This window comes from Bacteroides stercorirosoris, assembly GCF_900142015.1.
Taxonomy (GTDB): Bacteria; Bacteroidota; Bacteroidia; order Bacteroidales; family Bacteroidaceae; genus Bacteroides; species Bacteroides stercorirosoris.
This window is the reverse complement of the sequence record NZ_FQZN01000041.1, coordinates 34,128-42,448: the sequence shown is the minus strand read 5'-3', so window position 1 is coordinate 42,448 and position 8,321 is coordinate 34,128. Positions and strand designations below refer to the sequence as shown.

The window sequence follows — 8,321 nt, the reverse complement described above, 5'->3', positions numbered from 1 at the left end:
GATAACCTTTGCTATGTAGTGGAAGGACTGCTTACAAAAGATATTGCAAGTGGCATTTACCATATGGGTGATGATGAAGCTCTGTCTACGAATGAGTTGATTGCCCTTATGTGTGAAGCTATGGGCAAGGAACCACATATATGGAAGATGAACAGGAAGATGATGGAAGGTTGTGCGGGTTTAGGGACATTGCTCCATCTGCCCTTGAATACTGAGCGTCTCCGGAAGCTGACGGAGAATTATGTGGTAAGTAATGAGAAGATAAAGTCTGCGCTTGGCATAGAGAAGATGCCTGTTCGTGCGGCTGAGGGGATTATGAAAACGATAAGGTCGTTTTCAGATTAAAAATTAAAGGGAAAAGTACTGTTATGTATTACTTGGTTATATTGGTTCTGCTATTTTTAGCAGAACTTTTTTATTTTAAGCTGGCTGATAAGTGCAATATCATTGATAAGCCTAATGAGCGTAGTTCACATACGAAAGTCACTTTGCGTGGTGGCGGGATCATCTTCTATTTCGGTGCATTGGCTTATTTCCTGACCAATCATTGGGAATATCCTTGGTTTATCGTGGCATTGACTCTGATAACATTCATCAGCTTTGTAGATGATATCCGTTCCACTTCTCAAGGTCTGAGACTGGTATTCCATTTTTCCGCTATGGCCTTGATGTTCTATCAATGGGGATTGTTCTCCCTTTCCTGGTGGTGGATAATCGTAGCATTAATTATCTGTACAGGTATTATCAACGCTTATAATTTCATGGATGGCATCAATGGGATCACCGGCGGTTATTCCTTAGTTATTTTAGTTGCATTGGCTTATATCAATGTTCAAATAATACCATTTATTGAGCCAGTTTTGATTTACACTGTTTTATGTTCTGTCCTGGTCTTTTGCTTCTTCAATTTCCGCAAGAAAGCCAAGTGTTTTGCCGGTGATGTCGGTTCTGTTAGTATCGCTTTTATTATCCTTTTCCTGATAGGCAAATTGATTATAACGACCGGAGATTTCAGTTGGATAGTCCTATTATCTGTTTATGGTGTCGATAGTGTTCTGACCATTACCCATCGCCTGATGCTTCATGAGAACATAGGTTTGCCCCATCGTAAACACATGTATCAGTTGATGGCGAATGAATTGAAGATGCCGCATGTAGTGGTATCGCTGATTTATATGGCGGTGCAGGCATTAGTCATATCGGGTTATTTCTGTTTTGAGGAATATGGATATTGGTATCTATTGGGAGTGGTTGTTTCATTAGGTATTGTTTATGTGTTATTTATGAAGAGGTATTTTCATTTGCATAAATAATTGAAATGCAACTAAGATCATAATAGGTTCTATTTGCTGAAGAAGTAGAGGAAACCTCGTACTGCTAAATAACGAGCGGCAAGAATATAGTGTGATAAACTATATCTTGCCGCTCGCTCTATAAATTATGGTTTAAATTCTACAACTTTTTTTCTATCCTTATAACTTTATTGTATATTTGCCGAAACAAACCTCTATATTCACTGAATGGGCTTATTTAGGAAAATAATATATAGCTTTTTGCTTTTCTTGCTGGTATCCCTTATTGGCCTATCACCGACCTTGGCGGTAATCGGAGAACATCCGGTGCTAATTATCAGCTCGTATAATCCGGATGCACGTCAGACTTCCGGAAATATCTACGACTTTATGGAAGAGTTTGAGCGTCTGGGCGGAAAAGCTCCGATAGCTTTGGAAAACATGAATTGCAAGAGTTTCTCGGAATCTCCTTTATGGAAATCTAAAATGAAGGAGATATTAGATAAATATCAAGGAAAACGTGCCCCTGTATTGCTTGTCTTGATCGGGCAGGAGGCTTGGGCGGCCTATTTGTCGCAGGAAGACTCCATACGGGGAAGCGTCCCGGTGCTGACTGCGTTGGCAAGCCGTAATGCCATTATTCTTCCTGATGATTCTGTTGATCTGAAGACATGGATGCCTGATGCTGTCGATTTCTTCGATGACTATGCCGGTTCTGCAATTAAGGCCGGTTTCGTTTATGAATATGATGTGGAAGCCAACGTCAACCTGATAAAGAAATTATATCCGGACACAAGGAATATTGCTTTTATTTCTGATAACAGCTATGGAGGTGTCTCTTTGCAAGCACACGTAGTGTCGGAAATGAAGAAGCACCCGGAACTGAACCTGATTCTGCTGGACGGGCGGACTAACACGATTTACACAATAAGTGATAAATTGCATGAATTGCCACCGAATACAGCCGTATTGCTGGGCACCTGGCGGGTAGATATGTACGACGGATATTTCATGCGGAACGCCACGTACACGATGATGGAGGCTGCCGGCGATATACCCACATTTTCCATAACCTCCATCGGCATTGGTTATTGGGCTGTCGGGGGTGTCAATCCTGCCTATCGTCCATTAGGTAAGGATATGGCGCGTCAAGTAGTGCGCCTGTTGCAGAGCCCTGACAGTGATAAGGTGGAAGTGGAGGTCATTCCGAACAAAGTGATGATGGACAGCAAGATTGTGAAAGAAAAGAAACTGGATTTATCTTTCATCCATCAGCCGATAGAAATGGTGAATGAGACTCCGTCATTCTACGAGCAATACAAATATCATATCTGGACGGTTGCCACTATTCTGGTTGTGTTGTTGAGCGGATTGTTTGTTTCGCTATACTTCTACTATCACACCAAGAAACTGAAAGATGAATTGGAGGATTCGGAGAGTGCTTTGAGAGAAGCAAAAGACCGTGCGGAAGAGTCCAGTCGCCTGAAGAGTGCTTTCCTCGCCAATATGAGTCATGAGATACGCACTCCGTTGAATGCGATTGTCGGTTTCTCGGATGTGCTGGCGTCGGGTGGAAGTTCGGAAGATGAACAGCAGGGATATGTGGATATCATCAAGACCAATTCGGATTTGTTGCTCCGTCTGATTAATGACATATTGGACGTTTCGCGTCTGGAGGCAGACCGGGTTACTTTTACCATTGAAGAGTGTGACGTAGTTCCCTTGTGTCAGCGCGTATTAGCCTCTGTCAGCCAGGCCCGTAAATCGGAGAATGAGTTTATCTTTGAGTGTGACCGTGAAAGTGTAGATATGCGTACTGATACGCAACGCTTGCAGCAGGTCATTATAAATTTGCTTTCCAATGCCGATAAGTTCACCAGAAACGGTAAGATAACCTTGAAGCTGGAAGTGGATGAGGATAGGAGAGTGGTTGTATTCTCAGTGTCGGACACGGGCACAGGCATTCCGTTGGAAAAACAGAAGTTAGTGTTCGAAAGGTTTGAGAAACTGAACGAGTATGTTCAGGGGACAGGACTGGGACTGTCCATCTGTAAACTGACGGTAGAGAAATGGGGAGGGGAAATCTGGGTAGATCCGGGATATACGGAGGGAGCCCGATTTATGTTTACGCATCCATTAGATATAGAACAACCAACGAAATAACTTATTACTATGAAGAGAGTTTGCTTTTTTTTAGGGTGGATATTCTTCCTGATAGGAGCCGTATCGGCTCAGGATAAGGTCGTAAAGCTGAAAATCATAGAAACCAGCGATATACATGGGAATTACTATCCTTATGACTTCATACTTCGCCATGAAGCTGAGGGGAGTCTGGCACGTGTGTATGCTCTTGTACAGAAAGAGCGGGAGGTTTATAAAGATAATCTGTTGCTGTTGGATAACGGGGACATTCTGCAAGGCCAGCCTTGTGCCTATTATTACAATTACATAGACACCGTTTCCCTGCATTTGGCTGCCGAGGTGCTGAACTTTATGGGATACAGTACCGGAAATATGGGAAATCATGATGTGGAAACCGGACGTGCCGTGTTCGACCGTTGGGCAGGTGACTGCAAATTCCCGGTTCTGGGTGCTAATATCATCGATACAATCACGGGAAAGACGCATTTCAAACCTTATGAAGTATTGGAACGGGACGGCGTGAAGATTGTGGTGCTGGGTATGATTACTCCTGCCATCCCCGTATGGCTATCGGAAAATTTATGGAAAGGTCTGCGCTTTGACGATATGGAGGAAACCGCCCGCAAATGGATGAAGATTATACGGGAAAAAGAGAAGCCCGACTTAGTGATCGGCATTTTCCATGCCGGACAGGATGCTCAGTTGATGGGAGGCAAATATCATGAGAATGCTTCGGTGGAAGTGGCTCGTAATGTTCCCGGTTTTGATATTGTTTTGATGGGGCATGACCATGCCCGTGAACTGAAAAAGATTAAAAACGTAGCAGGGGACTCGGTATTGATAATGGATCCGGCAAGCAAGGGAGTCGTCGTGGCAAACGCAGATGTCACCTTGAAACTGCGTAACGGTAAGGTGGTGGATAAACAGATTAGCGGAGCACTGACAGAAACAAAAGGTTATGGCGTGAGTGAAGAATTCATAAAGCATTTTGCTCCACAGTTTGATGCCGTTCAGGACTTTGTGTCCAAAAAGATAGGCCGCTTCACTGAGACGATTTCTACACGGCCTGCCTACTTCGGTTCATCGGCATTCATCGACTTGATTCATACATTGCAGCTTGAAATAACCGGAGCTGAAATATCTCTTTCCGCTCCTCTGTCATACGACACGGAGATTAGCAAAGGAGATGTCTTTGTGAGTGATATGTTCAGTCTGTATAAGTATGAGAATATGCTCTATACTATGCTGTTGTCCGGCAAAGAAGTAAAAAATGCCCTGGAAATGTCATATGACTTATGGACCAACCAGATGAAATCTCCGGACGACCATTTGCTGTTGCTTCGCAAGAAACGTCGTGAAGGGGCTAATGATCGCGCTTCCTTCCAGAACTTCAGTTTTAACTTTGATTCGGCAGCCGGAATCATTTATACGGTGGATGTGACGAAACCCAGCGGGGAGAAAGTGACAATTGTCAGTATGGCCGATGGTTCTCCTTTCTCGATGGACAAGATGTATAAAGTGGCATTGAATTCGTATCGTGGCAATGGCGGCGGGGAATTATTGACCAAAGGAGCCGGCATTTCTCAAGATGAATTGAAAGATCGCATCCTGTTCTCTACGGATAAGGATTTGCGCTATTATCTGATGCAGTATATCGAGAAAAAGGGGGTGATTGAGCCACATGCGTTGGGACAGTGGAAATTTATTCCTGAAGAATGGACCGTGCCTGCCGCTAAACGCGATTATGAGTACTTGTTTGGAAAAGTGGAAAAATAATCACTATCTTTGCAGTCGCAATTTTTAATGGACTGTAGGGACGTGAAGAAAGAGGTAAAAAGAATCATTGGAGCTGTATGCTTGTTGGTGCTGTTTGTGGCATATCAGGCAAGTATTACGGCTTTTACCCATGTCCATTACGTTAATGGAGTGATTATCACGCATTCCCACCCGTTTCATGGTAAACACACGCACTCCAAATCCGAACTTGTCGTTATAGGTCGCTTGTCGACTTTCCATGCTCCGGAAGTTGAGATATATGAGGAACTGCATCCCATGCGGGTGTTTTTGGCCGTGCTGGAGGCTGAACGGCTGACTCCCTTGGTGAAGGGAGAGCTAAAACAGTTAGTGTCTCTTCGTGCCCCGCCGGTGCTCGCGGCGTAAATGATAATTTATCAGCGTGCATCCCCTAAGCCTGAAAGGCTTTTATCTTATAGCTCAGGGTAACACCCTGGGTAATGGATGATCCCACAATCTTACGCCCTGTAAGGGCAAAAACCTATGTGTGCTGTAGTGCCCTTACAGGGCGCAAAGAGAAACACATGGCAATCCCCCAGGGCGTTGCCCTGAGCTATAAGATAAAAGGCTTTCAGCCTACCAGGTACTATCACGTCAATGAGTATGCCGAAAGGAAACCTTGATCCAGCGCTACGCCGCTAAATTATCATTTACTTACTTTCTCTTTTAATTTTACCAATACATACATTTTGAGCGCAAATTAATGAAAAAACATATACTTGCGCTGGTGCTTGCAGTGGCTTGCATCAGCCTTTATGCCGTAAATCCTATTAAGGAAGGTAACATGATTTCCGGACACGTGATAGTGAAAGGAACCGAAGAAAATATACCCTATGCAACCATATTAATCAAAGAAAATGGGCAGGGAACAGTATCTAATGAAGAAGGACAGTTTGAATTCCGTAAGTTACCTGCCGGGAAGTATACGCTTCGCGTATCGGCTGTGGGATATAAAACACAAGAAAAGGAAGTGACCGTCAGCAAGGATTTCACTGCGGTCATACATTTTCAGATGACTGAAGAGAGCTTCATGACCGATGAAGTCGTGGTGTCTGCCAACCGCAATGAGGTAAGCCGGAAAGAAGCTCCGGTAGTTGTGAATGTGATGAGTGCCAAACTTTTTGAAATGGTGAATTCGACCGACCTTGCGAAAACGCTGAATTATCAGTCTGGCCTGCGTGTGGAGAACAATTGCCAGAACTGCGGTTTCCCCCAAGTGCGTATCAACGGTCTGGAAGGCCCTTACTCTCAGATTCTGATAAACAGCCGTCCTATCATCAGTGCCCTTAGCGGTGTATACGGTCTGGAGCAAATTCCCGTGAATATGATAGAGAGAGTAGAAGTGGTACGTGGTGGTGGTTCCGCCTTGTTTGGAGCGAATGCGGTGGGCGGCACTGTCAATATTATCACTAAAGATCCTATCAGCAATTCTTTCCAGGTATCGAGCATGTTCTCTTGCATGGACGGGCAATCGTGGGAGCAATATATGGGTGGTAACGTTTCCTTGGTAGCGAAAGATAACTCTTATGGTGTCGCCTTGTACGAAAGCTACCGTAACCGTAATCCTTACGACCGTGATGGTGATGGCTTTTCCGAACTTGGCAAGCTGAACATGAATACTTTCGGTTTCCGTGCCTATTATCGTCCTACGCATTTCAGCCGCATTAATCTGGAATATCATACTACTAACGAGTTCCGTCGTGGCGGTAATAAGTTTGACTTTCAGCCGCATGAATCGGACATCACGGAACAGACCAAGCACATCATTAATAGCGGTGGTGCCAGCTACGATCTGTTCTGGCGCGAGTACAAACATAAAATTTCTCTCTATGGCTCTATCCAGCACACGGACAGAAACAGTTACTATGGTGCCCAGCAAGATATGAATGCCTACGGTAAGACCGATGACCTGACCTGGGTTGCCGGTGGAATGTATGTTGGCAATATGAATAACTGCTTTTTTGCTCCGGCCACCTTCACCGGCGGTTTGGAATACCAAAATAACTCCCTCCACGACGTCATGACCGGTTATCACCGCGATATGAAACAGGATGTGCGCATAGCCAGTGCTTTTGTACAGAATGAATGGAAAATGCGTCAGCTTACTATGTTGGTAGGTGCCCGTCTGGACAAGCACAATTTAATTGATAAGCTGATTTTCAGTCCCCGTATCAACTTTCTCTACAAACCGACTGATGATTTCCAGGCACGCTTGACATATTCCACCGGATTCCGTGCACCGCAGGCTTATGACGAAGATTTACATGTAACGGCAGTAGGCGGCGAAGGTGTTCAGATTAAGCTGGCGGACAATCTGCGTGAGGAGCGTTCCAATAGTTACAGTGGTTCTGTGGACTGGAGTACAAACTTGGGACATTGGCAGGCAAACATCTTGCTGGAAGGGTTCTATACTGATTTGCGTCATGTATTCGTATTGGAAGATATCGGAAAAGATGAGAACGGAGACAAGATAAAAGAACGCCGTAACGGTAATGGTGCGCGCGTATATGGTATCAATCTGGATGCTAAAGTGGCGCATGGCAAAGAAGCACAGTTCCAGTTGGGCTTTACGGCGCAACGTAGCCGTTATACGGAGGCAGAGGTCTGGACAAAAGTGGATGGTGAGGAACTGACCACTAAACGCATGATGCGTACACCGGATTATTACGGTTATTTTACTTTTTCTTCCGCGCCGTTGAAGAACTTCGACTTCTCCTTGTCCGGCATTTATACCGGAAAGATGATTGTGCCCCACTACGCACCGGTAGATGCACCGGAAGGAGCTTTCTGCAACATCGAGGAAGACCGTATGGAAAACACTCCCGATTTCTTCGACCTCAATCTTAAACTCAATTACACATTCATTCTGCATGATCATATCAAATTACAGCTTAATGCCGGTGTGCAGAACATCTTCAACAGTTTCCAGAAAGACCTGGATAAAGGTGAGTTCCGCGATTCCGGTTACTTCTACGGGCCTACGCAGCCTCGTACCTTCTTTATCGGCTTTAAGATTATGAATTAGATTCAGGTCAAAATTTAATATTGCGAGGTTCTGTGAGATAAATCAAGAGGATATGTTAAAAGTACTGA

General features: G+C 44.5%; 6 protein-coding genes and 1 pseudogene. All 7 read left to right on the top strand.

The genetic code is table 11. The features are described from left to right. Positions 1 to 345 (top strand): annotated as a pseudogene (locus tag BUC01_RS21725) (NAD-dependent epimerase/dehydratase family protein); the annotation flags it as partial. A 23-nt stretch (positions 346 to 368) separates the two neighbouring features. After that, positions 369 to 1,313, top strand: a complete 945-nt coding sequence (locus tag BUC01_RS21720; protein WP_025835238.1) for an MraY family glycosyltransferase — start codon at positions 369 to 371, stop codon at positions 1,311 to 1,313. Between the two features lie 207 nt (positions 1,314 to 1,520). Next, on the top strand, positions 1,521 to 3,455 hold the full coding sequence (locus BUC01_RS21715) for a sensor histidine kinase (protein WP_025835239.1): 1,935 nt from the start codon (positions 1,521 to 1,523) through the stop codon (positions 3,453 to 3,455). Between the two features lie 9 nt (positions 3,456 to 3,464). Continuing rightward, on the top strand, positions 3,465 to 5,210 hold the full coding sequence (locus BUC01_RS21710; protein WP_073314884.1) for a bifunctional metallophosphatase/5'-nucleotidase: 1,746 nt from the start codon (positions 3,465 to 3,467) through the stop codon (positions 5,208 to 5,210). Positions 5,211 to 5,237: 27 nt separating this feature from the next. Continuing rightward, positions 5,238 to 5,594 (top strand): hypothetical protein, encoded by a 357-nt coding sequence (locus BUC01_RS21705; protein ID WP_034524719.1) that lies wholly within the window; start codon positions 5,238 to 5,240, stop codon positions 5,592 to 5,594. A gap of 74 nt (positions 5,595 to 5,668) precedes the next feature. Then, entirely contained in the window at positions 5,669 to 5,851 is a 183-nt protein-coding gene (locus tag BUC01_RS25290; protein WP_139261904.1) for a hypothetical protein, read from the top strand. 80 nt (positions 5,852 to 5,931) lie between these two features. Then, positions 5,932 to 8,253 (top strand): TonB-dependent receptor, encoded by a 2,322-nt coding sequence (locus BUC01_RS21700; protein WP_025834263.1) that lies wholly within the window; start codon positions 5,932 to 5,934, stop codon positions 8,251 to 8,253. Positions 8,254 to 8,321 lie beyond the last annotated feature (68 nt).

Excerpts from the sequence above, each read along its gene's own strand:
- BUC01_RS21720 (WP_025835238.1), top strand. The coding sequence starts at position 369 with ATGTATTACTTGGTTATATTGGTTCTGCTATTTTTAGCAGAACTTTTT.
- BUC01_RS21715 (WP_025835239.1), top strand. The coding sequence starts at position 1,521 with ATGGGCTTATTTAGGAAAATAATATATAGCTTTTTGCTTTTCTTGCTG.
- BUC01_RS21710 (WP_073314884.1), top strand. The coding sequence starts at position 3,465 with ATGAAGAGAGTTTGCTTTTTTTTAGGGTGGATATTCTTCCTGATAGGA.
- BUC01_RS21705 (WP_034524719.1), top strand. The coding sequence starts at position 5,238 with ATGGACTGTAGGGACGTGAAGAAAGAGGTAAAAAGAATCATTGGAGCT.
- BUC01_RS25290 (WP_139261904.1), top strand. The coding sequence starts at position 5,669 with ATGGATGATCCCACAATCTTACGCCCTGTAAGGGCAAAAACCTATGTG.
- BUC01_RS21700 (WP_025834263.1), top strand. The coding sequence starts at position 5,932 with ATGAAAAAACATATACTTGCGCTGGTGCTTGCAGTGGCTTGCATCAGC.